The sequence below is a fragment of the Streptomyces sp. F001 genome (genome assembly GCF_004187715.1).
In the GTDB taxonomy this organism is placed as follows: Bacteria; Actinomycetota; Actinomycetes; order Streptomycetales; family Streptomycetaceae; genus Streptomyces; species Streptomyces flavusporus.
In genome coordinates, this window is the sequence record NZ_QZWF01000003.1 from 236315 (window position 1) to 263125 (window position 26811).

Sequence of the window (26811 nt, forward strand, 5' to 3'; positions counted from 1 at the left end):
GCGCACAACCACCACCTCTGGATGGCCGCACAAAATGGCGTGACCCTGCGGCGCACGCGGGTGACACGGCCTGAAAAGCGGAAGGTCGCCGGTTCGACCCCGGCCCCAGCCACAACCGCCCCGAGGGCAGCAGACCCCCGTCGAGATCATCGGCGGGGGTTTCACGTTGTGGCACCTGCAAAAGCGTTCGCCATGGATTTCCCCGGGATGAGATCCTGGGTCCCGTATGTCTACGCAGCCTGCCCCCGGCGCTCCCGCCCTCGGCGCCCTCGCCCCCCGCCTCACCGAGCTCTCGTTGCGCGATGCGCACCGGCTCGGGCGGCGGCTCGAGGGTGCGCGCAAGATCCGCAAGCCGGAGGCCCGTGCCGCCGTCCTCGCCGAGATCGAGGCGGAGGTCGCCAGGGCCGAGGAGCGGATGGCCGGCCGGCGGGCGCGCGTGCCCGCGGTCACCTACCCGCCCCAGCTGCCCGTCAGCCAGAAGAAGGACGAGATCGCCGACGCCATTCGCGACCACCAGGTCGTGATCGTCGCCGGTGAGACCGGGTCCGGCAAGACGACGCAGATCCCGAAGATCTGTCTCGAGCTCGGGCGTGGTGTCCGCGGCATGATCGGGCACACCCAGCCCCGCCGTATCGCCGCCCGTACCGTCGCCGAGCGGGTGGCCGAGGAGCTGGACACTCCGCTCGGTGAGACCGTCGGCTGGAAGGTCCGCTTCACCGACCAAGTGAACCCGGACGCCACCTTCGTCAAGCTCATGACGGACGGCATCCTGCTCGCCGAGATCCAGACCGACCGCGAGCTGCGCGCCTACGACACGATCATCATCGACGAGGCCCACGAGCGGTCCCTCAACATCGACTTCCTGCTCGGATATCTCGCGCAGTTGCTGCCGAAGCGGCCCGATCTCAAGGTCGTCATCACCTCCGCCACCATCGACCCCGAGCGCTTCTCCCGGCACTTCGGCGACGCGCCGATCGTCGAGGTCAGCGGCCGTACGTATCCCGTGGAGGTGCGCTACCGGCCCCTCCTCGAAGAGGACGGCGACGACGCCGACCGCGACCAGATCACCGCGATCACCGACGCGGTCGAGGAGCTCCAGAGGGAGGGCCAGGGCGACATCCTGGTCTTCCTCTCCGGTGAGCGGGAGATCCGGGACACCGCGGACGCCCTCACCAAGAAGCAGTACCGCTTCACCGAGATCCTCCCGCTGTACGCCCGCCTGTCCCACGCCGAGCAGCACCGGGTCTTCCAGCCGCACGCCGGCCGCAGGATCGTTCTGGCGACCAACGTCGCCGAGACGTCCCTCACCGTCCCGGGCATCAAGTACGTCATCGACCCCGGCTTCGCCCGGATCTCCCGCTACAGCCACCGCACCAAGGTCCAGCGGCTGCCCATCGAGCCGGTCTCCCAGGCGAGCGCCAACCAGCGCAAGGGCCGCTGCGGCCGTACGTCCGACGGCATCTGCATCCGGCTGTACAGCGAGGACGACTTCCTTACGCGGCCGGAGTTCACGGATGCGGAGATCCTCCGTACGAACCTCGCGTCCGTCATCCTCCAGATGACCGCGGCCGGCCTCGGCGACATCGAGAAGTTCCCGTTCATCGACCCGCCGGACCACCGCAACATCCGCGACGGCGTCCACCTCCTGCAGGAACTGGGCGCGCTCGACCCTGCCCAGAAGGACGCGCGGGGGCGCCTCACCGACACGGGCCGCAAGCTCGCGCAGCTCCCCGTCGACCCGCGGCTGGCCCGCATGGTGCTGGAGGCCGACAAGAACGGCTGCGTCCGCGAGGTCATGGTCATAGCCGCCGCGCTGTCCATCCAGGACCCGCGGGAGCGCCCGGCCGACAAGCAGACCCAGGCCGACCAGCAGCATGCCCGCTTCAAGGACGAGACCAGCGACTTCCTCGCCTACCTCAACCTCTGGCGGTACATCCGCGAGCAGCAGAAGGAGCGCGGCTCGTCCTCCTTCCGCCGGATGTGCAAGCAGGAGTACCTCAACTTCCTGCGCATCCGCGAATGGCAGGACATCTACACCCAGCTGCGCACGGTCGCCAAGCAGATGGGCATCCACGTCAACGAGGACGACGCCCCCACCGACCGCATCCACGTCTCCCTGCTCGCCGGCCTTCTCTCCCACATCGGGATGAAGGACGTGAAGGAGTCCAAGGACAGCAAGGACTCCGGCGCGCGCAGGGAGCGCAACGAGTACCTCGGCGCCCGTAATGCCAAGTTCGCGATCTTCCCGGGCTCGGCGCTCTTCAAGAAGCCGCCGCGGTTCGTGATGTCCGCCGAGCTCGTGGAGACCTCCCGCCTCTGGGCCCGCGTCAACGCCAAGATCGAGCCGGAGTGGGTCGAGCCCCTCGCCGAGCACCTCCTCAAGCGGACGTACAGCGAACCGCACTGGGAGAAGGACCAGGCCGCGGTGATGGCGTACGAGAAGGTCACGCTGTACGGCGTCCCGATCGTCGCCCAGCGCAAGGTCAACTACGGCCGGATCGAGCCGGAAGTCTCCCGCGAGCTGTTCATCCGCAACGCCCTCGTCGAGGGCGACTGGCGCACGCACCACAAGTTCTACGCCGACAACCGCAAACTCCTCACCGAGGTCGAGGAGTTGGAGCACCGCGCCCGCCGCCGGGACATCCTGGTCGACGACGAGACCCTCTTCGACTTCTACGACCAGCGGATCCCCGAGCACGTCGTCTCCGGCGCCCACTTCGACTCGTGGTGGAAGCGCAAGCGGCACGAGCAGCCGGACTTCCTGGACTTCGAGCGCGAGATGCTCATCCGGGAGTCGGCGGAGGCGGTCACCAAGGCGGACTACCCGGACTCCTGGCGGCAGGGCCCGCTGAAGTTCCGGGTCACGTACCAGTTCGAGCCGGGCGCGGACGCCGACGGCGTCACCGTCCACATTCCGCTGCAGGTCCTCAACCAGGTCACGGACGAGGGCTTCGACTGGCAGATCCCGGGCCTGCGGGAGGAAGTGGTCACCGAGCTGATCCGCTCCCTGCCGAAGCCGATCCGCCGCAACTACGTACCGGCGCCGAACTTCGCGAAGCGGTTCCTGGACACGGCGGTGCCCCTCCAGGAACCCCTCACCACCACCATGGCCCGCGAGCTGAAGCGCATGGTCGGTGTCCCCTTCACGGCGGACGACTTCGACTGGTCGAAGGTCCCCGACCATCTGCGCATCACGTTCCGCATCGTCGACGAGCGCCGCCGCAAGCTGGCGGAGGACAAGGACCTTGAGGCGCTGAAGCTCCGGCTGAAGCCGAAGGCCCGCAAGGCTCTCTCGCAGGCCGCCGCGGCCACGGCCGAGCGTCAGGGCGGCGAGTCCGTCGAGCGCAAGGGCCTGACCGACTGGACGATCGGCACGCTCACCCGCGTCTTCGAGACCCGCCGGGCCGGCCAGCCCGTGAAGGCGTACCCGGCGCTCGTCGACGACGGCGACACGGTCTCCGTACGCCTCTTCGACACGGAGGCGGAGCAGGCCGAGGCCATGTGGAAGGGCACGCGCCGCCTGATCCTCCGCAACATCCCGGTGAACCCTGCGAAGTTCGCATCCGAGAAGCTGACGAACGCCCAGAAGCTCGCCCTCTCCGCCAACCCGCACGGCTCGATCCAGGCCCTGTTCGACGACTGTGCGACGGCCGCGGCCGACAAGCTGATCGCGGACTTCGGCGGGCCGGCGTGGGACGAGGAGTCGTACCGGAAGCTGTACGACAGGGTGCGTGCCGAGATCGTCGACACGACGGTCCGTACGGTCGGGCAGGTGCAGCAGGTCCTGGCCGCCTGGCAGGCCTGTGAGCGCCGTCTGAAGGCCGTACGCAGCCCCGCGCTCCTGGCAAACCTCCAGGACGTACGGGGGCAGCTGGACGCCCTTGTGAAGCCCGGCTTCGTGACGGAGGCGGGGCTGCGGCGCCTGCCGGACCTGATGCGCTACCTGGTCGCCGCGGACCGCCGGCTGCAGCAGATGCCGACGAACGTCCAGCGGGACACCACGCGCATGGAGAAGGTCAAGGAGATGCAGGACGAGTACGCCTGGCTCCTCGAGCAGATGCCACAGGGGCGCCCGGTCCCGTCCTCGGTGCTGGACATCCGCTGGATGATCGAGGAACTCCGCGTCAGCTACTTCGCGCACGCCCTCGGCACGGCGTACCCGGTCTCCGACAAGCGCATCGTGAAGGCGATCGACGCGGCGGTCCCGTAACGGAGGAGCCACCCAGGGTGAGTTCGACCAGGACCCCGCCCTCCTGTACAGTCTCTTCTCGCAGCGCAACGCAACAAACGCGCAGCGAAACCTGGTCCTGTGGAGCAGTTTGGAGTGCTCGCCACCCTGTCAAGGTGGAGGCCGCGGGTTCAAATCCCGTCAGGACCGCAGCAAACGAATGAGGCCCGCATCCGCTCAGGACGCGGGCCTCACTCATGCCGCCCCACCCCTCACCACCCTGCCAAGGTGGAGGCCGCGCCCGCGGCGCAGCCGCAATCGGGTACAGCAAATCCCGTCAGGACCGCAGCAAACGAACGAGGCCCGCACCCCGCAAGGGACTGCGGGCCTCACTCATGCCCCGGCGCACGCATCCGGCGCCGGTCGGCGAAATCTCAGCCCGTCTGGGGGTGAGGACGAGGCCCGTTCAGGGCCGAAGCGGGGGCCTGGGGGCCACAGGCCCCCAGAGGCGGTCACCGCAGCGCCGTTGCCGGCGGAGCCCCTCGCCGCCTTGACGGCGTCACATTCGCTCGGTACTCAGAAACCAGGGCAGCGTTCCCGTACGACCCCGGAGGTGGCGTATGGCGGCATCGGTCAGGCACGAGACGCGGGCGTTGCTCCGCGCGCATCTGTCGGCCGCGTCGTCGTATCGGCATCTGACCCGGCACTGCCCGATCTGCCACCAGCTCCTGCGGCTCGCCATGGCCTCCGCGCCGCGGGCGACGGACGTACCGGAGGAGAGCGCCGAGGACGAGCGCCCCTCGAGCGCCTCCGTCACATGACCAACTCCCCTATCGCACATAGGTCAGAGGCAACAAGCACCCTGTCATGTGACGGGTGTCACCGCATGAGTTTCTGAAACCACGGTACTTACCCATCCCCTACAACAGTTCAATTTAATATGTGCAATTGCACCACCGGGGAGGGTGCCCGCACAGCAGCTCCGACACCCCTCCCCAGACTCCGACAAGGCAGCCCACAGGGTCGACCTCCGGCGCACAAAAAGATCGCGCTGGACCCGGCGGAGTCCAGCGCGATCGATGACGCACCCTGTCAGTTGCCTGAAGACCTTGGGCGTGGACCCTGTTGGGGCAGGATCCGCGTCGGTTGGAGCTTGGTTCGGACGCCGCGGCTGGTTGGGGGAACCAGCCGGTTTGCCCGGTTATTCAGTTGTTCAGGCCTCGCTGCGCTGCTGCGGGATGCCCGCGAGCAGTGCGCGGACCTCGGCCTCGCGGTAGCGGCGGTGCCCGCCGAGCGTACGGATGGAAGTGAGCTTGCCGGCCTTCGCCCACCGCGTGACCGTCTTCGGGTCGACGCGGAACATCGTGGCGACCTCAGCCGGGGTCAGCAGCGGCTCGGCATCAGGGGTGCGAGCGGTCATGAGCGGCCTCCTCGGGAGAACCGAACCTTCTCGGTTCTTTCCTCTAAATTCTGCACCTTGACCCGCGTTGCCCGAAATGGCGGACGCGAGTCGAGTCGGTTATAGGACGAACGGCTTGTCCTCGGCACTACAACTACACCATCTGTCCAGCCGCGTCGGCCAAACCGATGGAATTGCCCTCCCAGGTGTTCATCAGCGACGGAAGCCGATGGACCATGCCATAGCGGACAGTCACGCCGCTGTGACGATCAGTCACAGCAGCGATCCAGAGTCACTAGACCCACCAAAGCGTGCAATGCTGAGATTCAGCCCATAGTTGAGCACATGGGACAGAGGGAGTCCTCCCCGGACTCCTTGTCCTATTTTGGCATGAGGGGGGTCAAGGGATGCAAGAGACGGGTAAGTGCGCTCCGTCACGCTTGTCGCCTGCATCACACCCTTGACACAAACGCCCAGATCGCACTCTAGGTCCGTTGTTGAGGCTCTGTAAGGTGCGTCACAGCACAGTACGTCAGTTCGCCGAACGCAGGTCGCGTACCGACCGCCAGCGCTCCACGAGCCGGCCGTACGCCTCGCCCGCCGCGGCCCCGTCGCCGTTGCGCAGCGCCTCGATCCCCTCGGCCACGTCGGCCGCCGAGTGATCGCCCTCCAGCTCGCCGGCCGGCAGGGCGTGCACCAGCCCGCCGTAGTCCAGCTCCACCAGGGAGCGCGGATGGAACTCCTCCAGCCAGCGCCCGACGTCCACGAGACCGTCGATGAGCGGTCCCTCGTCCATGGCGTTCCTGAGGGTGCGCAGGGCGCGGGCCACCCGGCGCCGGGCCTGCACCATGGGCGTGCGGTAGCGCAGCACCGGCGCGGAGTCCTCCGTGCCCCCGGCGCCCTTGCCGTACTGCCGCTCCTCGTCCGAGACCAGGACGAACCAGGTCAGCGGCACCTGCCAGGTCGCGGTGCGGATCCAGGGGCGGGCGTCCGGGTTGAGGGCGAGCCAGCGCTCGTAGTCCTGGGCGGCCTGGTGGCGGACCAGCGGAGGCAGGACGGCGTCCAACAGGGGCGGCGGGAGCTCCTCGGCGAGATCGCCCAGGGCCTGCCAGCCGCGCAGCCGGGTGCGCCAGGGGCAGACGTGGACCACCCCGTCGGCCTCCAGCACGAAGGCGTCGCGGCTCTCGTGCACCGGCACCGCGACGGGCGGGGTGGGCAGCAAGTCGGCCAGGGAGCGGCGGAGTTCGTCCTGGTAGGAGGGGCGGTCGGGACGGTGGGCGTAGCGGGCCCACTGGCCGCGCTCCGGCTCCGGGAAGGCGGCCAGCGGCTCGTACACGCGCAGGTACGCCGCATACGGGACGATCACCGAGGACACCTTGGGCACGCCTGCTCCCTCCCCCGCCGGCTGCCGGGGAAAACTGCGGAACCCGCCCACAAACGCGCGGGAAAACTATGCAAATCGTCGCACGGACGTACTCCGTCCGGAGGTGATCCTGAGCACTGCTCGGTCGGCGGGGCCACGAGGCTCTAATCTCATGCTCACAGGCCCCCGCCACCACCACGGGAGCCCCGTCCAACCGCCGCTACTTACTCAGGAGTCACCACCGTGACCGACGTAACCGGCGCACCTGCTGATGTACTGCACACCCTGTTCCACTCGGACCAGGGGGGTCATGAGCAAGTCGTGCTCTGTCAGGACCGCGCGAGCGGCCTCAAGGCCGTCATCGCGATCCACTCCACCGCCCTGGGCCCCGCGCTCGGCGGTACCCGCTTCTACCCGTACCGGAACGAGGCGGAGGCCGTCGCCGACGCGCTGAACCTCGCCCGCGGGATGTCGTACAAGAACGCCATGGCCGGACTCGACCACGGCGGCGGCAAGGCCGAGCGGATCAAGACCGAGGAGCTGCTGCTCGCCTACGGCCGGTTCGTTGCCTCGCTGGGCGGTCGGTACGTCACGGCCTGTGACGTCGGTACGTATGTCGCCGACATGGACGTCGTCGCACGCGAGTGCCGCTGGACGACCGGGCGCTCGCCGGAGAACGGCGGCGCGGGCGACTCCTCCGTGCTCACCGCGTTCGGCGTCTACCAGGGCATGCGGGCGTCCGCCCAGCATCTGTGGGGCGACCCATCGCTGCGCGGCCGCCGGGTCGGGATCGCCGGCGTCGGCAAGGTCGGCCACCACCTGGTGGAACACCTGCTGGCGGAGGGCGCCGAGGTCTTCGTCACGGATGTGCGCGAGGAGGCCGTACGGCGGGTCACCGAGCGACACCCGAACGTGCTGGCCGTTGTCGACACCGACGCGCTGATCCGGATCGACGGGCTCGACATCTACGCTCCCTGCGCGCTCGGCGGGGCACTGAACGACGACTCCGTGCCGGTGCTGACCGCCAGGGTGGTCTGCGGCGCGGCCAACAACCAGCTCGCCCACCCGGGCGTGGAGAAGGACATCGCCGACCGCGGGATCCTCTACGCGCCCGACTACGTGGTCAACGCCGGCGGCGTCATCCAGGTCGCCGACGAACTGCACGGCTTCGACTTCGACCGGTGCAAGGCGAAGGCCGCGCAGATCTACGACACCACGCTGGCCATATTCGCACGTGCGAAGACGGATGGCATTCCGCCGGCCGCTGCGGCCGACCGGATCGCGGAACAGCGGATGCATGACGGCGCCGCGTTGCGGGGATGGTGACGTTCGGCGCGGGCGGCTGACAGGTTTGGGCGGTACCTGCCGGTGGGCACTTGGAGAGAACTCTCACTTCGACCGGCGGGTCGTCCGCCAATAAGTGGTTAAAATCGCCACTGACCAGCGAGGACGGGGCTCCTCGAAGGTTCTGTGCACACGCCCTTCCTACGGGCGACGTACCGTATGGGCGCGGGCTCAGGTACCGTGGAAGCCCTACGGACCGGCCTCTCCGCGGAGAGTCCGTTCCGGATCATGAACGCGTGTCAGACTCTGGGGCCGTCGAGCCCCGTCGTTGAGGGGGTCGAGCCATGGGGCGCGGCCGGGCCAAGGCCAAGCAGACGAAGGTCGCCCGCCAGCTGAAGTACAACAGCGGTGGGACTGACCTCTCACGCCTGGCTGAAGAGCTGGGCGCATCGACGTCGAACCAGTCGCCGAACGGCGACCGCTTCGAGGACGATGAGCAGGACGACGACCTGTATTCGCGGTACGCCGACCTCTATGAGGACGACGACGAGGACGACGAGGACGACCAGTCCTCTCAGCATCGTCGCGGCGCGTGATGCCTGCAGCGGCTTAGCCGTGCCATACCCGGTCCGGGGCTTCGAGCGCCGGACCGGGTTTCGTGCTGCCGCCTCAGGGCCCTGCCCCGGACCCGCTCCTCGAACCCCCCACTCTCGACTGCGCTCGAGCAGGGGGATCCCAAGGGGTTCCGTTTACGCGTAGTCACCCACGAGGGCGGCACCGGTCGTGTGCTCACCCCGGTCCGTGATCTCGCCGGCGACCCACGCGTCCACCCCGCGGTCGGCCAGCGTCGCCAGCGCCACCTCGGTGGATTCCTCCGGCACGATCGCGATCATGCCGACGCCCATGTTCAGGGTCTTCTCCAGCTCCAGGCGCTCGACGTCACCGGTCCGGCCGACCAGGTCGAAGACCGGGGCCGGGGTCCAGGTGGAGCGGTCGACGATCGCGTGCAGCCCGTCGGGGATGACCCGGGCCAGGTTGGCCGCGAGTCCGCCGCCGGTGATGTGGCTGAAGGCGTGCACCTCGGTGGTGCGGGTCAGGGCCAGGCAGTCCAGGGAGTAGATCTTCGTCGGCTCCAGCAGCTCCTCACCGAGGGTGCGGCCGAGCTCGGCGATCTCCGATTCCAGGGCCAGGCCCGCACGGTCCAGCAGAACGTGCCGGACCAGTGAGTACCCGTTCGAGTGAAGACCGGAGGACGCCATGGCGATGACGGCGTCACCCGTACGGATACGATCCGGGCCGAGCAGCCGGTCGGCCTCCACGACGCCCGTACCGGCACCGGCGACGTCGAAGTCGTCCCCGCCCAGCAGACCCGGGTGCTCGGCCGTCTCACCGCCGACCAGAGCGCAGCCGGCCAGCACACAGCCCTCGGCGATGCCCTTCACGATGGCGGCCACCCGCTCGGGGTGGACCTTGCCGACGCAGATGTAGTCGGTCATGAACAGCGGCTCGGCGCCGCACACCACGATGTCGTCCATGACCATCGCGACCAGGTCGTGGCCGATCGTGTCGTAGACGCCCAGCCGGCGGGCGATGTCGACCTTGGTGCCGACGCCGTCCGTGGCGGAGGCGAGCAGAGGACGCTCGTAGCGCTTGAGGGCGGAGGCGTCGAAGAGGCCGGCGAAGCCGCCGAGGCCGCCGAGGACCTCGGGGCGCTGCGTCTTCTTCACCCACTCCTTCATCAGCTCGACCGCGCGGTCGCCCGCCTCGATGTCGACGCCGGCAGCCGCGTAGGAAGCACCGGGCACAGCAGTCTCAGACATTGCCTGGGATCTTTCGGGTTGGTTTCTACGGGGCTTACGGGCGACGGATCGCGTCGACGGCAGCCGGGGCGGCCGTACCGGCCGCGAGCTCGGTCTCCAGGAGCTGCTTGCCGAGCAGCTCGGGGTCCGGGAGCTCCATCGGGTACTCGCCGTCGAAGCAGGCGCGGCACAGGTTCGGCTTGGCGATGGTGGTCGCCTCGATCATGCCGTCGATGGAGATGTACGCCAGGGAGTCGGCGCCGAGGGAGGTGCCGATCTCGTCGGTGGTCATGCCGTTGGCGATGAGCTCGGCGCGGGTGGCGAAGTCGATGCCGAAGAAGCAGGGCCACTTCACGGGCGGGGAGGAGATCCGGATGTGGACCTCGGCCGCGCCGGCCTCGCGCAGCATGCGGACCAGGGCCCGCTGGGTGTTGCCGCGGACGATCGAGTCGTCGACGACGACCAGGCGCTTGCCCTTGATGACTTCCTTGAGCGGGTTCAGCTTCAGACGGATGCCGAGCTGGCGGATCGTCTGCGAGGGCTGGATGAACGTACGGCCGACGTACGCGTTCTTGACCAGACCCGCACCGAACGGGATGCCGCTCGCCTCCGCGTAACCGATGGCCGCCGGGGTGCCGGACTCCGGGGTCGCTATGACGAGGTCGGCCTCGGCGGGGGCCTCCTTCGCCAGGCGGCGGCCCATCTCGACGCGGGAGAGGTAGACGTTCCGGCCGGCGATGTCGGTGTCCGGGCGGGCCAGGTACACATACTCGAAGACACAGCCCTTGGGCTTCGCGTCCGCGAATCGCGAAGTGCGCAGACCCTGCTCGTCGATGGCGATGAACTCGCCGGGCTCCACCTCGCGCACGAAGCTGGCGCCGACGATGTCGAGAGCGGCGGTCTCGGAGGCCACCACCCAGCCGCGCTCCAGGCGGCCCAGGACGAGGGGGCGAATGCCCTGCGGGTCGCGGGCGGCGTACAGGGTGTGCTCGTCCATGAAGACAAGGCTGAAGGCGCCCCTGACCTGCGGCAGGACGACGGAGGCCGCCTCCTCGACGGTCAGCGGCTTGCCGTCGGCGTCGACCTGGGCGGCGAGCAGGGCCGTCAGGAGGTCGGTGTCGTTGGTCGCCGCGACCCGGGTGGTGCGGCCGTCCTGCTTGGGCAGGTCGGCGACCATCTCGGCGAGCTGGGCGGTGTTGACCAGGTTGCCGTTGTGGCCGAGCGCGATGGAGCCGTGCGCGGTGGCGCGGAACGTCGGCTGGGCGTTCTCCCACACCGAGGCGCCGGTGGTCGAGTAGCGGGCATGACCGACCGCGATGTGACCCTGGAGGGAACCGAGGGAGGTCTCGTCGAAGACCTGGGAGACCAGTCCCATGTCCTTGAAGACGAGGATCTGGGAGCCGTTGCTGACCGCGATTCCCGCGGATTCCTGGCCCCGATGCTGGAGGGCGTAGAGCCCGAAGTACGTGAGCTTTGCGACCTCTTCACCCGGAGCCCAGACACCGAAGACGCCACACGCGTCCTGGGGGCCTTTTTCGCCGGGAAGCAGATCGTGATTGAGTCGACCGTCACCACGTGGCACGGCTCCGAGTGTAGGCGAGATCGACCACTGGTCCGAATTGGGGATACTCGGCGGTAACCGGTCACTTCCCGGCCGTCGCGGTCACGGACTCGCCGTTTTCGCTGGTCAGCGTGAGGGTGCGGTGCTCCAGGCGGTAGCTGACCGTGCCGTCGAAGAGGCGCAGGAGGCGCTTTTCCGTATCCATGAGTGAGGCTTCGCACATCATGCGCGTGGTGGATGCGGTGCCCAGGGTGATCCGCCCGTCGCGCACGGTGGCTTCAGCGTTGACCTTGTTGCAGGCGAGGCGGCCGCTGACCTTGCCGGGCTTCTCCTCGAAGGTGAGGTACGCCTTGCCCTCGGCGCCCTTCGGGAGGGACTCGGCCACCTCGCCCTCGCCCAGTGCCGTCACCGTCCACTTCGTGCCGTACAGCGGTGCGTCCTGCTCCTCGGTCAGGCGGACGGTGTCGCCGGCGTCGGTGGTGAGGGTGAGGCGGTCGCCGCTGACCTCGGTCTTCAGCGGGCCGTCGGCGAGGGTGCGGGCGAGGTTCTCCTCGAAGGTCATGGGGGCTTCCTCGCAGGCCATCTCGGTCACCGTGGCGTCGCTGAGCCGGATGCGGTCGCCGTCGAAGGCGGCCCGGGCGCTGAAGTGGTTGCAGCCGTAGTTGCCCTGGGCCTTGCCGCTGTCGTCGATGGTGACGTGTGCGTCGGTGGGGGCGTCGTGCTGCTTGCCGTCGACGGTGAGGCTGTCGACGGTCCAGTGCACGCCGGTGACGGGCTTCTGGGCGGCGGCCGACGTGCTGCCCGCCTGTTCACTGCCGCAGGCCGCGGCGAGGGGGACGAGGGCGAGGGCGGCCGTGAGGGTGATGCGCTGCTTCTGCCTGTACATGCCGATTCGACGGGGCGGGTGGGGTGATTGGTTCCATACGTACGCCACCCCGTGCGCGACTCAGCGCATCAAGGGCAGGAACTCCCCCAGATCCGCCCGCTCCCCGCTCGCGCTGACCTTCGCCTCGCGGACGGCCTCGGTCCACTCCATCCGCCCGGTGGCGAGCCGGAGCCAGGTCAGTGGGTCGGTCTCGACGACGTTGGGCGGGGTGCCGCGGGTGTGCCGGGGGCCTTCGACGCACTGCACGACGGCGTAGGGCGGAATCCGCACCTCGGTCGCCCCGCCGGGTGCCTTCGCGGCGAGCGCGTCGGCGAGCAGCCGGGTGGCGGCAGCGAGGGCCTGACGGTCGTAGGGGATGTCGAGGCCGGGGACGGCTGCGTTCAGGTCGTCGGTGTGGACGACGAGTTCCACGGCGCGGGTGACGACGTAGTCGGCCAGCGGGAGGGCGCCCGCACTGGTGGGGAGCAGCCGGGTGCCGGGGTGCGCGGCGAGGTCGGCGGTGAAGCGCTGCTCGAGGCCGGCGAGGTGGGCGTCCAGGTCGGGGTGCTGTTCGGCCAGGTGACGGGCGGTGTCGGCGATGCCCGGGGCGTCGTCGGCGATCGCGAACGGCCAGTCGAGCAGCCGCGCGTCCTGCCGTGCGGGCGCGGGCTCCCGCACCAGTCGGCTCACCGCGGCGAGGGCCATCCCGGTGTGCGCGATCAACTCCCGTACGGTCCAGTCACCGAGGCGGGTGGACAGGGCCAGCTGCTCGGGGGTGAGGCTGCGGACGGCCTCCCGTACGTTGCCGAACTGGGCGAGCACGGCTGCGCGGGTCTTGGCGGGGTCGTAGGTGCGGGGGCGCTTCTTGGCCGGGGGCATGGTCGGAGCCTAGTTCTTCCCTCGGAAGGTCGACGGGGCCGGGAACTTCACGTCCGTGCAGGCACGCCGCTCGGCGACAGCGGTGACGTGGGTGCGGACACCAGAAGGCCCCGCCCGCAACCGGACAGGGCCTTCGAGGTCGTGCGCGTGGTTACGCCAGCAGCGCCGGAATCGTCGCCTCGTGGGCCTCGCGGAGCTCCTGCAGGGAGAGCGCGAACTCGCCCTGGACGTCCACCGCGTCGCCGTCGACGACACCGATGCGGGTGGCCGGGAGGCCGCGTGCGCCGCACATGTCGTTGAAGCGGACCTCCTCCGAGCGCGGGACGGCGACGATCGCGCGGCCGGCCGACTCGGAGAAGAGGAAGGTGAAGGCGTCCAGACCGTCCGGGACGACCAGACGGGCACCCTTGCCGCCGAGCAGCGCCGACTCGACCACGGCCTGGACGAGACCGCCGTCGGACAGGTCGTGCGCGGAGTCGATCATTCCGTCGCGGGAGGCGGAGATCAGGATCTCGGCGAGCAGCCGCTCACGCTCCAGGTCCACCTCGGGCGGCAGGCCGCCGAGGTGGTCGTGGACGACCTGGGACCAGGCCGAACCGCCGAACTCCTCCCGCGTGTCGCCGAGGAGGTACAGCAGCTGCCCCTCCTCCTGGAACCCGACCGGCGTGCGACGAGCGACGTCGTCGATCACGCCGAGGACCGCGACGACCGGGGTCGGGTGGATGGCCGCCTCGCCCGTCTGGTTGTAGAGCGAGACATTGCCGCCGGTCACGGGCGTGCCCAGCTGCTGACAGGCGTCCGCCAGGCCTCGTACCGCCTCCGCGAACTGCCACATCACCGCCGGGTCCTCGGGGGAGCCGAAGTTCAGGCAGTCCGAGACGGCCAGCGGCTTCGCGCCGGTCGTCGCCACGTTCCGGTAGGCCTCCGCGAGGGCCAGCTGGGCGCCCTTGTACGGGTCCAGCTTGGCGTACCGGCCGTTGCCGTCGGTCGCGATGGCGACGCCGAGGCCGGTCTCCTCGTCGATGCGGATCATGCCGGAGTCCTCGGGCTGGGCGAGGACGGTGTTGCCCTGCACGAAGTGGTCGTACTGCGAGGTGATCCACTTCTTGGAGGCCTGGTTCGGGGACGCGACCAGCTTCAGGACCTGGTCCTTCAGCTCCTGGGAGGTCTCCGGGCGCGGGAGCTTGCCCGCGTCGTCGGCCTGGAGGGCGTCCTGCCAGGAGGGGCGGGCGTACGGGCGCTCGTACGTCGGGCCCTCGTGGGCGACCGTCCGCGGGTCCACGTCGACGATCTTCTCGCCGTGCCAGAAGATCTCGAGGCGGTCGCCGTCGGTCACCTCACCGATGACCGTGGCGATGACGTCCCACTTCTCGCAGATCTCCAGGAAGCGGTCGACCTTGCCCGGCTCGACGACCGCGCACATGCGTTCCTGCGACTCGCTCATGAGGATCTCCTCGGGCGAGAGCGTGGAGTCGCGCAGCGGTACGTCGTCGAGGACGACCGTCATGCCGCCGGAGCCGTTGGAGGCGAGTTCGCTGGTCGCGCAGGACAGGCCGGCCGCGCCCAGGTCCTGGATACCGACGACCAGCTTCTCCCGGAACGCCTCCAGGGTGCACTCGATGAGGAGCTTCTCCTGGAAGGGGTCGCCGACCTGGACTGCCGGACGCTTCGACGGCTTGGCGTCGTCGAAGGTCTCCGAGGCCAGGATCGACGCGCCGCCGATGCCGTCGCCGCCGGTCCGGGCGCCGTACAGGATGACCTTGTTGCCCGCGCCGGACGCCTTCGCGAGGTGGATGTCCTCGTGCCGCATGACGCCGATGCAGCCGGCGTTGACCAGCGGGTTGCCCTGGTAGCAGGGGTCGAAGACGACCTCGCCGCCGATGTTGGGCAGGCCCAGGCAGTTGCCGTAGCCGCCGATACCGGCGACGACGCCCGGGAGGACGCGCTTGGTGTCGGGGTGGTCGGCCGCGCCGAAGCGCAGCGGATCGACCACGGCGACCGGGCGCGCGCCCATCGCGATGATGTCGCGGACGATGCCGCCGACGCCCGTCGCGGCGCCCTGGTAGGGCTCCACGTACGACGGGTGGTTGTGCGACTCGACCTTGAAGGTGACCGCATAGCCCTGGCCGACGTCGACAACACCGGCGTTCTCGCCGATGCCGACGAGGAGGGCGTCGGACTCGGGGGCCTTCTCGCCGAACTGGCGGAGGTGGACCTTGGAGGACTTGTAGCTGCAGTGCTCGGACCACATCACCGAGTACATGGCGAGTTCGGCGCCGGTCGGGCGGCGGCCGAGGATCTCCACGACCCGCTCGTACTCGTCCTTCTTCAGGCCGAGTTCGGCCCAGGGCAGCGCGACGTCGGGGGTCGCGGCCGCGTGCTCGACCGTGTCCAGAGGCGTCCTGCTCATGCGTTGACCAGCTTCTTGAGGATCGAGGTGAAGAAGGGGAGGCCGTCGGTGCGGCCGGTGCCGATCAGCGGCTCCACGGCGTGCTCGGGGTGCGGCATCAGGCCCACGACGTTGCCGGCCTCGTTGGTGATGCCGGCGATGTCCCGGAGGGAACCGTTCGGGTTGAAGTCCAGGTAGCGGAAGACGACCCGGCCCTCCGCCTCCAGCTGGTCGAGCGTGTACGAGTCGGCGACGTACCGCCCGTCCATGTTCTTCAGCGGGATGCGGATCTCCTGGCCGGCCGTGTAGTCGCTGGTCCAGGCGGTGTCCGCGTGCTCCACCCGCAGCTTCTGGTCACGGCAGATGAAGTGCAGATGGTTGTTGCCGAGCATCGCGCCGGGCAGCAGATGGGCCTCGGTGAGAACCTGGAAGCCGTTGCAGATGCCGAGAACCGGAAGTCCGGCCTTCGCCTGCTCGATGACGGTCTCCATCACCGGCGAGAAACGGGAGATGGCCCCGGCGCGCAGATAGTCGCCGTAGGAGAAACCGCCGGGCAGCACCACGGCGTCGACCTGCTTCAGGTCCTTGTCCTTGTGCCAGAGAGCAACAGGCTCGGCGCCCGCGAGCCGGATCGCACGCTGTGTGTCCCGGTCGTCGAGGCTGCCCGGAAAAGTGACGACGCCAATACGTGCGGTCACTTCGCAGCCCCCGCGACTTCCTCCACCTTGACGGTGAAGTCCTCGATCACGGTGTTGGCGAGGAAGGATTCCGCAAGCTCGTGGATGCGGGCGAGCGCGGCCTCGTCGACCGGCCCCTCAACTTCCAGTTCGAATCGCTTTCCCTGACGTACGTCCGAGATCCCGTCGAAACCCAGCCGCGGCAGTGCGCGCTGCACCGCCTGGCCCTGGGGGTCGAGGATCTCCGGCTTGAGCATGACGTCGACTACGACGCGTGCCACTGGCACTCCCGGTGTGTGGTGCTGAGCAGGTTCCTTCAGACTACCCGCACAAAATTTCTACGCGGGTAGAGTTGTAGGAAGCTACGGGCTGATCATCACGATCCGGCATCGGAGCGACCCGTTCACGAAAAGTTCCGGGAAAGATCCAGGATCCGCACGCGATGGCTATTGCGCCACCGCCTCCCCCACCACCCTCAATCGAAGTCGCCGCCCTCCCCCTTGAATCCTGGACACGCGGGGAGATTTACTCGGGCTTCACATTGCTTTGCCGAGCACTGTACAAATGAATTGGCAATAGCCGATACTTCCCCGATAACTGGCCGACAGCCGACATCTCCGCGGCATCTCCATGACGTCTTGGCACGTCATCACCGAGCTGCCGCACGAAGGGACCGATATTCGTGGCGCAGCGTGTCGTAGTCACTCTCTTTGACGACATCGACGGCTCGGAAGCGGCGGAAACGATCGCCTTCGGACTCGACGGCAAGTCGTACGAGATCGACCTGAACGAAACCAATGCCAAGAAACTGCGTAAGGCGCTCGAGCCGTACGTGGAGGCCGGCCGCAAGCGGTCGAAGTCGGGCAAGGCCTATCGGCAGACGGAGGTCGCCCCCGACCCGGCGGCCGTTCGGGCCTGGGCGCAGGCCAACAAGATGGACGTACCCGCGCGGGGCCGGATCCCGAAGAAGGTCTACGAGGCGTTCGCCGCGGCCCGGTGAGCCCGCACCGTGGAGCTGGACGGGCTCCGGGCCCGGCCGCTCACGCGCCCCTCGCAGGAGCCGACTTGCGCAGCACCCCTGGTGATCAGCTAGAGTCTGGAGCACGCCGAGGGGCGAGGCGGAAAAGCCCAGCCCACGGAGTCATGCGGGTGTAGTTCAGTAGTAGAACATCCCCCTTCCAGGGGGAAGGCGCAGTGTGCGATCCCTGTCACCCGCTCTGCATCGCCGTCCCGACCACTCAAGTGGATCAGGTAGGCTGGTGCTCGCACCGGTCAGTGAAAGCTGATCGGGAGCAATGCGGACGTAGCTCAGTTGGTAGAGCGCAACCTTGCCAAGGTTGAGGTCGCGAGTTCGAGCCTCGTCGTCCGCTCCAGTCACAAAGGCCCCGGTCATCGACCGGGGCCTTTGGCGTAGATGCGGATGGCGGCATCTGACATTTGTCATCCCGAGTGATGACACCGTGCACTCCTGCCGGGCCGCGGCCGCCGGGATGCTTGTGGTCATGAACACGAAGGAACACGAGCACGTGATCGAGGTCACCGACCTGAGGCGTGTGTACGGGGGCGGGTTCGAGGCTGTGCGCGGGATCACGTTCCACGTGAAACGTGGCGAGCTCTTCGCGCTGCTGGGCACCAATGGCGCCGGCAAGACCTCCACCGTCGAACTGCTGGAGGGACTCGCGGCGCCCACCGGAGGCCGGGTGCGGGTCCTGGGAAGTGATCCCTACACCGAGCGGGCCGTCGTCCGGCCGCGGACCGGGGTCATGTTGCAGGAGGGCGGTTTTCCGTCGGAGCTGACCGTCGCGGAGACCGTGCGGATGTGGGCGGGTTGTACGAGCGGGGCGCGGCCGGTGGACGAGGCGCTGGAGCTCGTGAGGCTCGGCCCGCGGTCCGGCGTACGCGTGAAGCAGCTGTCCGGGGGTGAACGGCGGCGCCTGGACCTGGCGCTCGCACTGCTCGGCGATCCCGAGGTGCTGTTCCTGGACGAGCCGACGACCGGGCTGGACGCCGAAGGGCGACGGGACACCTGGGAATTGGTCCGCAGGCTGCGGGACACGGGGACGACGGTCCTGCTGACCACACACTACCTCGAGGAGGCGGAGGGGCTGGCCGACCGGTTGGCGATCATGCACAAGGGGCAGATCGTGGCCACCGGGACACCGGCCGAGGTGACGGCGTCACAGCCGGCCCGGATCTCCTTCGAGCTGCCCCACGGCTACTTCCTGGGAGACCTGCCGCCCCTCGGTGAGCTGGGGGTCGTCGGGCACGAGGTGGACGGGCGGGCCGTACGGCTGCGGACGCATGAGGTGCAACGGGCGGCCACCGCACTGCTGGTGTGGGCCCGGGACACCGGGGTCGAACTGCGGAGGCTGGATGTGCGGTCGGCCTCGCTGGAGGAGGCGTTCCTGCAGATCGCCGGGCGCGGTGCCGTCGCCAAGGCGGGGAAGGCGGAGGTGACCGCATGACCACGACCGTCACGGCTCGGATGAGTGCGCTGGCGCGGGCCGAACTGACCCTGCTGGTGCGCAGCCGGGCCACCCTCGTCACCGCGGTCCTCGTGCCCCTGCTGCTGCCGCTGAGCGTGCGCTCCGCCATCGACGGGATGGACCTGGCGGACGCCGGGCTCACGGTCGGCACCGTGCTCCTGCCCGCCGCCGTCGGCTTCGCCCTGCTCTTCGCGGTCTACGCCGCCCTCACCAGCGCCTATGTCGTCCGCCGCGAGGAACTCGTGCTGAAACGGCTGCGCACAGGGGAGCTGCACGACCGGGAGATCCTCGTCGGCGCCGCGCTGCCGGCGACCGGGATCGGGCTCACCCAGTGCGTGCTGCTGGCGGCCGGCTGCACGGTCCTGCTGGATCTCGGGGCTCCGCCCGCTCCTCATCTCGCTGTCGTCGGGGTGCTGTTGGGGCTCGTGCTGTGCGGGGCGCTGGCAGCGGTCACGGCCGGGTTCACCAGGACCGCCGAGAGCGCCCAGGTGACCAGCCTGCCGATGCTGTTCGTGTCCATGCTCGGCTCGGGCATCACCGTCCCGCTGGAACTGCTCCCCGACCGGCTGGCCTCGGTGTGCGAACTGCTGCCGCTGACGCCGGTCATCACCCTGGTGCGCGGCGGCTGGACCGGGGACCTGTCCGCCTACGAGGCGCTGGGCGCCGTGGCGACCGCACTGGCCTGGACCGTACTCGCGGTGTTTGCTGTACGGCGATGGTTCCGCTGGGAGCCGAGGCGCTGACGAACGGGAGGAGCGGGGCATTGCGCAGGCCGGGGAGCTGGTGGCGGGGCAAGAGCACGCCGGCGAAGATCGAGACGTACACCCGGTGGTCGTACCACTTCTTCGGGGTGGCCGAGCTCCTCACGATCGGGGTTCCGGCCGTCGGCCAGGCGGGGCCGGGGCTGGGAAGCTGGCTCCTGCTGATGGTGGGCGTGCACGCCGGGGTCTGCGCCGTGACCGCCTCGCGGGCTCTGGACTGGACGCGCGGCAGGCGCGAGCAGCCGGTCCGGCTGCTGTGGACGCTCGGCGCGCTCAGCACGGTGATCTCCGTCACCGCGCTCGTGCTCGTGAAGTACCTCCCGGTCCGGGGCGAGGCCGCCACCGCCACCGGCACGGTCTTCGGGATCGTCCTGATCTTCGGTGTCGGCAGCATCTCACTCGGCATCCGCAGCCGGCGGCGGGTGTTCGCGGTCGTGGCCGGCTTCGCCGCGGGCGCCGGAGCGGTGTCGCTGCCGCTGGGGACCCCCTGGGGAGACGCCCTGATCGGGACGTTCGCGGTGCTGCTCGGGGGCGGGTTCCTCGCCTTCACCTCTGTCTTCTCCGTCTGGCTGCTCAACGCCGTCTACGAACTCGACGCCGCCCGCGAGACCCGGGCGCGGCTCGCCGTCGCGGAGGAACGGCTGCGGTTCGGTCGGGATCTGCACGATGTGATGGGGCGCAACCTGGCCGTGATCGCGCTGAAGAGCGAACTGGCCGTGCAGTTGGCCCGACGCGGCCGGGCCGAGGCGGTGGAGCAGATGATCGAGGTGCAGCGGATCGCGCAGCAGTCGCAGCGCGAGGTACGGGATGTCGTACGGGGATATCGCGAGATCGACCTCGGGGTGGAACTCGCCGGTGCACACGGGGTGCTGACGGCCGCCGGCATCGAGTGCGAGGTGACCGGGGAGGTCACCGGGCTGCCGGGGGAGGTGCAGTCGGCGCTCGGATGGGTCGTGCGGGAGGCCACGACGAATGTGCTGCGGCACGGGGACGCCGGGCGATGTGTTGTGGGGCTGCGGGTGAAGGAGGGGACTGTGGTGCTCACGGTGGAGAACGACGGGGTCACCGGCGGGGTGCGGGCAGCGGGGTTCCGGCAACGGGAGTACAGGCGGCGGGAGTACGGGCGACGGGGGTACGGACAGCAGTGGTTCGGACCGCGGGGCTTCGCAGGGCCGCAGTGCGGCGGACGACGGTGCGGGCGGGCTGCGGGCCGGGGGCGGGAGCTCGGGGCCTGCCGGGCTGGGGGCCGCGGGCTCCGGTCTCGCCGGGCTGCGGGAGCGGCTGACCGCGGTCGACGGGACGCTGGCGGCAGGGCCGGTCGGTGGCGGGATGTTCCGGCTGGTGGCGGAGGTGCCGTTCACGACGGCCGACTGCGAGGTCGCCTCGTGACCGTGCGCCTACTGCTCGCCGACGACGAGCATCTGATCCGGGGTGCGCTCGCCGCGCTGCTCTCCCTGGAGGACGACCTCGTGGTCGTCGCCGAGGCGGCCAGCGGGCCGGAGGCGCTGGCGATGGCGATGGCGCACGAGCCGGATGTGGCCGTGCTCGACCTTCAGATGCCCGGGGCGGACGGTGTGAAGGTGGCCACATCCCTGCGGGCCGAACTGCCCGGCTGTCAGGTGCTGATCGTGACCAGCCACGGGCGGCCCGGGCATCTGAAGCGGGCGCTCGCGGCGGGTGTGCGCGGGTTCGTCCCGAAGACGGTCAGTGCGCAGCGGCTCGCTGAGATCATCCGCACGGTGCATGCAGGAAACCGGTTCGTGGACCCCGAGTTGGCCGCCGACGCGATCTCCGCCGGGGACTCGCCACTGACCGCACGCGAGGCCGAGGTGCTGGAGCTGGCCGCAGACGGGGCGCCCGTCGCGGAGATCGCCCAGCGGGCCGCGCTGTCACAGGGGACCGTACGGAACTATCTGTCGTCGGCCGTGTCGAAACTCGGGGCGGAGAACCGTCATACGGCGGTACGGCTCGCCCGCGAGCGGGGTTGGGTATAGTTGCACTCGCGCCACGGCGCACTGCGGACGTAGCTCAGTTGGTAGAGCGCAACCTTGCCAAGGTTGAGGTCGCGAGTTCGAGCCTCGTCGTCCGCTCTGGACAAAGACCCCGGTCATCGCGACCGGGGTCTTTTTCGTGGCTCAGCTCCAGGTGGTGCCTGTCAGTCGCTCGTACGCCTCCACGTACTTGGCCCGCGTCGCGTCCACGACCTGCTGCGGCAGCGGGGGCGGCGGCTGCTCGCTCGTGCGGTCCCAGCCCGACTCGGCGGAGGTCAGCCAGTCGCGGACGTACTGCTTGTCGTACGACGGCTGCGCACGGCCCGGCTGCCACTGGTCAGCCGGCCAGAAGCGGGAGGAGTCCGGAGTGAGGACCTCGTCGGCGAGGACCAGGTTCTTGTTCTCGAAGCCGAACTCGAACTTGGTGTCGGCCAGGATGATCCCGCGGTCGCGGGCGATGTCGCGGGCGCGGGAGTAGACGGCGAGGGTGGCCTGGCGCAGCTGGGCGGCGGTGTCGGCGCCGACCTGGCGGGCGACCTCCTCGTAGGAGACGTTCTCGTCGTGCTCGCCGACCTCGGCCTTGGTGGCGGGCGTGAAGATCGGGGCGGGGAGTTCGGAGCCGTCGACGAGGCCTTCGGGGAGGGCGAGGCCGCAGACGGTACGGGACTCCCGGTACTCCACGAGGCCGGAGCCGGTGAGGTAGCCGCGGGCCACGCACTCCACCGGGATCATCTGCAGCGACTTGCAGACCAGGGTGCGGCCGGCCCAGTCGGCGGGGGCGCCCGGCGGCAGCTCGGTGCTCAGGACGTGGTTCGGGACCAGGTCGGCGAGCTGGTCGAACCACCACAGGGAGAGCTGGGTGAGGACGCGGCCCTTGTCGGGGATCTCGGTCGGCAGCACCCAGTCGTAGGCGGAGATACGGTCGCTGGCGACCATCACGAGGTCGCCCGCCTCGTTCTGGTACAGCTCGCGCACCTTGCCGGTGTGCAGATGCACCAGGCCCGGAACCTGGATCGGCTCGGGCTTTTCTACGAATCCGGACACGGTTCCTCCCCGTGGTTCTGTCCAATGGGTCGATTCTCCCGTATGCCGGGATGAGCGTGGACAGCGGGTCAGGTCAGTCACGTTTGCAGATGCGGTCCAGGAGGTTGGCCGTGGCCCGTTGGACACGGGCGTCCACGTGGCCGGGGCGGTCCAGGGCGGGGGACCAGGCGAACGTCCCGGCCGCGAAGACGAGGGCCCCGGAGGGGGCGCGGTACAGGGACGTCTCCTGGTGGCGGAGCACACCCTCGCTGTCGGTGTAGGGGGAGTGGGCGAGCAGGACACGCTCGTCGTGGTCGGGGAGCGGGGCGCGCGGGAAGTAGCGGTCGGCCTCCCCCGCGACCAGGCCCTCGATCTCGTCGCCCTCGTGCGCGCCGGTCGCCTCCCACAGCCAGTGGTCGGCGTTGCGCACGATCAGGGGGTGCGGCTCGGGGACGCGGCCCGCGTACTGGATGCCGATCAACTGCTGTTCCGGGCGGTCGACTTCACGCCACAGCACCGGCCTGCCCGGGCCCTTGCGCTTGCGGCAGGTGAGGAGACGGTCCGGGGTGCCGGACGGTGCCGGGCCGAGCTCCACCTGCCAGTACATGGTGTTGGAGGAGAGGAAGACCAGGGATGTGCCGTACTCCCGGGCGAGTTCCACGGTGCGGCGCATGCTCGTCGACCAGTACTCGTCGTGGCCCGGGAAGACCAGGCCTCGGTAGCGGGTGGGGTCGACACGGCCGGCGTGCAGATCGCGGGCGTCGGCGTACGCGAGGTCGTAGCCGTAGCGCTCGGCCCAGCGGATGAAGTCGTAGGCGTGGCCCACATGGAGGGGCAGGCCCGCGCCCGCGTACGGCCGGTCGAAGGAGACGGTGGTCGCTGCGTCGGCCTCGCCGAGCAGCCGGCCGTGCTCGTCCCAGGCGTGGTAGAGGCTCGCGCCCGTGCGGCCGTCCTCCGGGTAGAGGTTGTACGCCTGCCAGGTGATGTCCGGGAGCAGCAGGAGCAGGTCGGCCGGGTGGGGGTGGCGGACCGTGAAGGGGACGTGGGAGCGGTAGCCGTCGGCGGTGGTGAGGACGGCGACGTAGGCGCCGACGCTCCAGTACGACGGGATCTGGAGCCGCCAGGACAGCCACCAGTGGTGGCAGGAGACCGTGCGGTCTGCGGTGAGCGGCGGGGGCTGCACGATGCCTGACAGCCGGGGGCTGGTGGTGATCTTGGCTGCGCCGTCACCGCCGTAGTGGCCGATGCGGTAGATGTCTACGGCGAACTCCTGGGGCGGGTCGACGGTGATGTGGAAGTCGACTGCCTCGCCGGGGGCGACCGCTCCGGTGGACGTGAAGCCCTTGATCTGGCGGTGGACGTCGTCCGCGGAGCGGGGGCCGTCGCGGAGCGAGGGGCGGGGACGCGGGGGTGCCGGTTGCGGTGGGCGGGTCTGTCGGCCGGGCCGGGTCACGTACCAGGGGACGACCTGGCCGGTGTCGTCGAAGTACGTCTCGCTGCCGCGCAGCCAGGGGACCGGGCCCTGGCCGAAGGGATCCGTCACGGCGTGTGCCAGTGCTCCCGACTCCCAGCGGCGGATCTGCTCCGACCCCATGGTCGCCTCCCTCCCTCGGGCCCCGTTTTGTTGTGTCGTGCTGTGTCGGCTGTGGGTGTGTGCTCGTCTTGCGGTGCTTGTCTTGTAGTGCGGGTCCTGCGGTGCGTGGTGCGTGCCCTGCGTGCTCGTCTTGCGGTGCTCGTCCTATGTCGAGCGCTCTTGCCATGTGCGCGTTCAGTACCCAGCACATCACATTCCGCACCGAGTCCGTCACGATTCGTTTTGAATTGACCGAAAACGGAAGCAGGGGCTCCGCGTCGGGAGCTCCATGTCGGGGCTCAGACGAGCCGTACCGGCTTCTCCGGGCGTATCCCGACCTCGGCCAGCCAGGACCGCAGGGGTGCCGGGTCGCCGTCCTCTATGAGGCTCAGCACCTTGGGGGTCAGATCGGCTGCGCGCTCGCCGTTGACCAGGAGGGACGGGCCGTCGAGCCAGTCGAGCCCGGGGATTGCGCCGGCGGTGTCCATCGCGGCGCAGCACACCATCGCGGTGACGTGGTCGGCGAGCAGTTCGCGGGGGGTGCGTGGGGGTTGGAGCGGGAAGAGGGGGAGCGTTCCGCCGTCCCAGAGGGGATGCGAGGCGGCGGCCGGTGGGCCTGCCTGGGGGCGAGACCAGAGGCCTCCTCCCGCGCCAGCTCCGCACTGAGCCCGGCGGCCAGGGCGGCGCAGCGGGAGTTGGGGTGGGGGTCGGCTATGAGCAGGGGCTCCGGGGCGCTCGTGGGTGGCGGGTGGAGGGTTGGGAGTTGGCGGGCTGCTGGTGGGGGCGCCCGGCGCCTGAGGGGGTGCGGTGGGCCTGGTGGGCCGCCGGTGTCCGGGTCCGTTGGTCTGATGCGTCGGTCGGGCGGTCCGAGCTCTCGGTCGACTGGCCCGACGTTCCAATTGGCTGGTCTGATATGCCCGTTGGCTGGTCCGATGCGTCGGTCGGGCGGGCAGAGGTTCCCGTCGGCGGGTCCGATATACCGATTGGCGCATCCGATGTCCCGGTCGGGGAGACCGGCCCCTCGATCTGCTGACGCGGTTGCCCGGCCGAGGGGACCGATCCCTCGGTCGACTCACCCGACGCCTCGGCCGACCTGCCCGAGGCCCCCGTCGGCAGGTCCGATATTCCGGTTGGCGCATCCGATGTCCCGGTCGGCGGATCCGATGTGCCCGTCGGCACGCCCGATGTCCCGGTTGATCGGTCCGAGGCCCGCATCAGGGGTTCCGGTGTCGTTGGGTCCGGTGGGGGGTCCTGTGCGGGGGGTGGGTTTGTGAGGTGGTCGAGGACGCGGGCCAGGGTTGGGCCGCTGTCCGCACCGCGGGCGACTCGGCGGACTCCGAGGGTGTCCAGGACGCGGTGGAGGCGGGCCGCGTCCGTGCGCCACTTGCGGTCGACGACCTCGTCCGGGTACTCCTGCCAGTCCACCGGCGACCAGGCGGGACCGGATTCGGCCGGTCCGCCGTGGAAGAGGCGGGCGGCGAGCAGCGAAGCGGCCTCGTCGATCGCGCCGGGCTCTTCGAGCAGGTCGCAGGCGGGACGCTCACCCAGTCGGGAGGCGAAGCCCTCGGCCAGGCGGTCGCGTCGGGACAGTTCGGTGAGGGCCGCGACAACGCCCGCGTCCAGCCGGGAGGGCCAGCGGCCCATCCGCCAGGCGGGCAGCGCGACCCGGGTGAGCAGACGGTCCCAACCGGCGTACGCCAGCCCGACCTGTTCCTGCGCGACGATCCGCAGCCCGTAATCCACAGCCTGTGCACGCTCGGCGGCAGCGGCGGCGACCCCGCGCTCCATCTGGGCCGTGTGCTCCTGGCAGCCGCGCAGCAGCAGGCGGGCCACCCAGCCGAGGCCCGCGCACACCGTGCGGACCACGGGACCACGGCCCGGCGTCGAGACGACGGCCGCCGCCGCGTCCAGGCCCCGGACGAAGCGCCGGGCCGCGGCTATGTCGGGGTGTGCGGAAGGCCCCGTACCGGCGACGACCGGGGCCAGGACCGCGCGCAGCTCCCCGACGCGCATCCACCACAGGAAGGGGGAGCCGATGACGAGGACGGGGGCGGCGTCCGTACGGCGTTGGGCGGCGTGCCGTTCGGTGCCCGAGGTCCCGTCGGCGCCCCCGAGCGCGTGCGGGGGACCGTGGGCCGGATGGGTGCGGTCCTCCAGCCAGCTGTCGCAGTCCGGCGTGAGCGCTATCGCGGAGGGGGCGGGGACGTCGAGACGGTCGGCGAGGTCGCGCACCAACCGGTACAGATCGGGGGCCGCCTCCTCGGCGATCGGCACCGTCGGACTCACCGCGGGCCGCGCCCGGGCGACGAGCAGCGCGAAACCGCCCGCGGCCAGCAGGACGAGGAGCGCGAGCGCGCTCACCGCCCAGCGGGCGACGTCCCAGCCGAGGCCGACGAGATGGCCGGTGGAACCGCCCGCGAGCAGGACCACGGCGACCGCCCCGGGCAGCACGGCGACGGCCAGCGCCCGGCTGCGGATCCGCAGCACGGCCAGCGCCCGGGAGCGCGCGGCCTGCGCCCCCGTCTCCACACCCATACCGGTCACGACCGGATCTCACCCCCTCCCGTCCTGGCTGTCCTGGCGTTGCTCACTC

20 protein-coding genes, 4 tRNA genes and 2 pseudogenes are annotated in these 26811 nt (G+C 69.9%); 13 read left to right on the forward strand and 13 right to left on the reverse strand.

The window, feature by feature from the left end; genetic code table 11:
* Positions 1-226 precede the first annotated feature (226 nt).
* The 3 genes from hrpA (at position 227) to StrepF001_RS14275 (ending at position 4989) form a co-directional block, all read left to right on the forward strand.
* Complete coding sequence (gene hrpA / locus StrepF001_RS14265) at positions 227-4210, forward strand: ATP-dependent RNA helicase HrpA (RefSeq protein WP_129798623.1); 3984 nt, start codon at positions 227-229, stop codon at positions 4208-4210.
* A 93-nt stretch (positions 4211-4303) separates the two neighbouring features.
* Positions 4304-4378, forward strand: a tRNA-Asp gene (locus tag StrepF001_RS14270).
* Positions 4379-4788: 410 nt separating this feature from the next.
* Positions 4789-4989, forward strand: a complete 201-nt coding sequence (locus tag StrepF001_RS14275; RefSeq protein ID WP_129798624.1) for a DUF6274 family protein — start codon at positions 4789-4791, stop codon at positions 4987-4989.
* Between the two features lie 392 nt (positions 4990-5381).
* On the opposite strand, the gene bldC is transcribed toward StrepF001_RS14275, so the two are convergent.
* Together bldC and StrepF001_RS14285 are read right to left on the reverse strand one after the other, a co-directional pair.
* Positions 5382-5588 (reverse strand): developmental transcriptional regulator BldC, encoded by a 207-nt coding sequence (gene bldC / locus StrepF001_RS14280; protein WP_003949541.1) that lies wholly within the window; start codon positions 5586-5588, stop codon positions 5382-5384.
* 511 nt (positions 5589-6099) lie between these two features.
* Entirely contained in the window at positions 6100-6951 is an 852-nt protein-coding gene (locus StrepF001_RS14285) for a hypothetical protein (RefSeq protein ID WP_129798625.1), read from the reverse strand.
* A gap of 222 nt (positions 6952-7173) precedes the next feature.
* Between StrepF001_RS14285 and StrepF001_RS14290 the strand changes: the two genes are divergently transcribed.
* Both StrepF001_RS14290 and StrepF001_RS14295 read left to right on the forward strand, forming a co-directional pair.
* On the forward strand, positions 7174-8256 hold the full coding sequence (locus StrepF001_RS14290) for an amino acid dehydrogenase (RefSeq protein ID WP_129798626.1): 1083 nt from the start codon (positions 7174-7176) through the stop codon (positions 8254-8256).
* Between the two features lie 302 nt (positions 8257-8558).
* The gene (locus StrepF001_RS14295) at positions 8559-8810 is read left to right on the forward strand and encodes a DUF3073 domain-containing protein (RefSeq protein ID WP_129798627.1); all 252 of its coding nucleotides are present in this window, start codon (positions 8559-8561) and stop codon (positions 8808-8810) included.
* 153 nt (positions 8811-8963) lie between these two features.
* On the opposite strand, the gene purM is transcribed toward StrepF001_RS14295, so the two are convergent.
* The 7 genes from purM to purS all read right to left on the reverse strand — a co-directional run bounded on the left by purM (position 8964) and on the right by purS (position 16665).
* Positions 8964-10034: a phosphoribosylformylglycinamidine cyclo-ligase gene (gene purM, locus StrepF001_RS14300; RefSeq protein ID WP_129798628.1), complete on the reverse strand. Its 1071-nt coding sequence runs from the start codon at positions 10032-10034 to the stop codon at positions 8964-8966.
* Positions 10035-10068: 34 nt separating this feature from the next.
* Positions 10069-11595 (reverse strand): amidophosphoribosyltransferase, encoded by a 1527-nt coding sequence (gene purF, locus StrepF001_RS14305; RefSeq protein ID WP_129798629.1) that lies wholly within the window; start codon positions 11593-11595, stop codon positions 10069-10071.
* A gap of 61 nt (positions 11596-11656) precedes the next feature.
* Entirely contained in the window at positions 11657-12460 is an 804-nt protein-coding gene (locus StrepF001_RS14310) for an META domain-containing protein (RefSeq protein WP_129798630.1), read from the reverse strand.
* Positions 12461-12520: 60 nt separating this feature from the next.
* Positions 12521-13318 carry a maleylpyruvate isomerase family mycothiol-dependent enzyme gene (locus tag StrepF001_RS14315; RefSeq protein WP_129798631.1) on the reverse strand — a complete coding sequence of 266 codons (798 nt, stop codon included), beginning with the start codon at positions 13316-13318 and terminating at the stop codon, positions 12521-12523.
* 151 nt (positions 13319-13469) lie between these two features.
* On the reverse strand, positions 13470-15728 hold the full coding sequence (gene purL, locus StrepF001_RS14320; RefSeq protein WP_129798632.1) for a phosphoribosylformylglycinamidine synthase subunit PurL: 2259 nt from the start codon (positions 15726-15728) through the stop codon (positions 13470-13472).
* The gene (purQ, locus tag StrepF001_RS14325; RefSeq protein WP_129798633.1) at positions 15725-16405 is read right to left on the reverse strand and encodes a phosphoribosylformylglycinamidine synthase subunit PurQ; all 681 of its coding nucleotides are present in this window, start codon (positions 16403-16405) and stop codon (positions 15725-15727) included. Before purQ ends, purL begins: the two co-directional genes overlap by 4 nt.
* On the reverse strand, positions 16402-16665 hold the full coding sequence (purS, locus tag StrepF001_RS14330; RefSeq protein ID WP_129798634.1) for a phosphoribosylformylglycinamidine synthase subunit PurS: 264 nt from the start codon (positions 16663-16665) through the stop codon (positions 16402-16404). The genes purQ and purS overlap by 4 nt, the downstream gene beginning before the upstream one ends.
* Before the next feature lie 401 nt (positions 16666-17066).
* Here purS and StrepF001_RS14335 point away from each other — a divergent pair, with 401 nt between their 5' ends.
* The 8 genes and pseudogenes from StrepF001_RS14335 (at position 17067) to StrepF001_RS14370 (ending at position 21721) form a co-directional block, all read left to right on the forward strand.
* On the forward strand, positions 17067-17384 hold the full coding sequence (locus StrepF001_RS14335) for an Lsr2 family protein (RefSeq protein WP_129798635.1): 318 nt from the start codon (positions 17067-17069) through the stop codon (positions 17382-17384).
* A 145-nt stretch (positions 17385-17529) separates the two neighbouring features.
* Positions 17530-17601, forward strand: a tRNA-Gly gene (locus StrepF001_RS14340).
* 80 nt (positions 17602-17681) lie between these two features.
* A tRNA-Gly gene (locus tag StrepF001_RS14345) sits at positions 17682-17757 on the forward strand.
* A 129-nt stretch (positions 17758-17886) separates the two neighbouring features.
* Positions 17887-18849, forward strand: coding sequence for an ABC transporter ATP-binding protein (locus StrepF001_RS14350; RefSeq protein ID WP_129798636.1), 963 nt, complete (start codon positions 17887-17889; stop codon positions 18847-18849).
* Positions 18846-19613: an ABC transporter permease gene (locus StrepF001_RS14355; protein ID WP_129798637.1), complete on the forward strand. Its 768-nt coding sequence runs from the start codon at positions 18846-18848 to the stop codon at positions 19611-19613. Before StrepF001_RS14350 ends, StrepF001_RS14355 begins: the two co-directional genes overlap by 4 nt.
* A gap of 20 nt (positions 19614-19633) precedes the next feature.
* Positions 19634-20987 (forward strand): annotated as a pseudogene (locus tag StrepF001_RS14360) (histidine kinase); the annotation flags it as partial.
* Positions 20988-21022: 35 nt separating this feature from the next.
* The gene (locus StrepF001_RS14365; protein ID WP_129799101.1) at positions 21023-21625 is read left to right on the forward strand and encodes a response regulator transcription factor; all 603 of its coding nucleotides are present in this window, start codon (positions 21023-21025) and stop codon (positions 21623-21625) included.
* Positions 21626-21648: 23 nt separating this feature from the next.
* Positions 21649-21721: transfer RNA gene (locus StrepF001_RS14370), tRNA-Gly, on the forward strand.
* A 45-nt stretch (positions 21722-21766) separates the two neighbouring features.
* On the opposite strand, the gene StrepF001_RS14375 is transcribed toward StrepF001_RS14370, so the two are convergent.
* The 4 genes and pseudogenes from StrepF001_RS14375 to StrepF001_RS14385 form a co-directional block, all read right to left on the reverse strand.
* Positions 21767-22666: a phosphoribosylaminoimidazolesuccinocarboxamide synthase gene (locus tag StrepF001_RS14375; RefSeq protein WP_129798638.1), complete on the reverse strand. Its 900-nt coding sequence runs from the start codon at positions 22664-22666 to the stop codon at positions 21767-21769.
* A 73-nt stretch (positions 22667-22739) separates the two neighbouring features.
* Positions 22740-24239, reverse strand: coding sequence for a N,N-dimethylformamidase beta subunit family domain-containing protein (locus StrepF001_RS14380; RefSeq protein ID WP_129798639.1), 1500 nt, complete (start codon positions 24237-24239; stop codon positions 22740-22742).
* Between the two features lie 278 nt (positions 24240-24517).
* Positions 24518-24909 (reverse strand): annotated as a pseudogene (locus StrepF001_RS47890) (hypothetical protein); the annotation flags it as partial.
* Between the two features lie 20 nt (positions 24910-24929).
* A complete protein-coding gene (locus StrepF001_RS14385) occupies positions 24930-26762 on the reverse strand; it encodes a hypothetical protein (RefSeq protein WP_240797503.1) in 1833 nt (610 codons plus the stop codon).
* Positions 26763-26811: the final 49 nt, after the last annotated feature.